Source organism: Stenotrophomonas sp. SY1 (genome assembly GCF_021202945.1).
In the GTDB taxonomy this organism is placed as follows: Bacteria; Pseudomonadota; Gammaproteobacteria; order Xanthomonadales; family Xanthomonadaceae; genus Stenotrophomonas.
On sequence record NZ_JAJOYR010000023.1, the window covers coordinates 1 to 389 of the forward strand.

The following is a 389-nucleotide window of genomic DNA, read 5'->3' on the forward strand; positions in this document are numbered from 1 at the left end:
AAGCCAAAGCAAAAAGCAAAAGCAGCGGCAGCACTTTTTTTAACGGCCTGCTGGTCGGCCTGTTTTTGGGGGTCGCGCTCACGGTCGCATTGATTATTTATATCAAAGGCGACCACAGCCCATTCTCCAGCGCGTTTAAAAAAGACGATGGCCAGCAAGAAATTCCGATTAAAAGCACGGTGACCGAGGAAGAAATCAAACCGGGCTCGACCTCAATTGAGGACCCGAACAAGTTTGATTTTTATACGATTTTGCCTGATACCGAAAGCAAAATCAGCGAACAGCAAGTGAAAAAGAACCCGACCATCAAGCAAGAAAGCTATTTTGTGCAAGTCGGCGCCTTTGCCAAAGAAGATGATGCCAACAACCTCAAAACCCGCCTGGCATTG

General features: G+C 47.3%; 1 protein-coding gene. It reads left to right on the forward strand.

The features are described 5' to 3' along the window. On the forward strand, nt 1-389 hold a 389-nt coding region (locus tag LR961_RS19175), incomplete at both ends, for an SPOR domain-containing protein (RefSeq protein ID WP_232151573.1).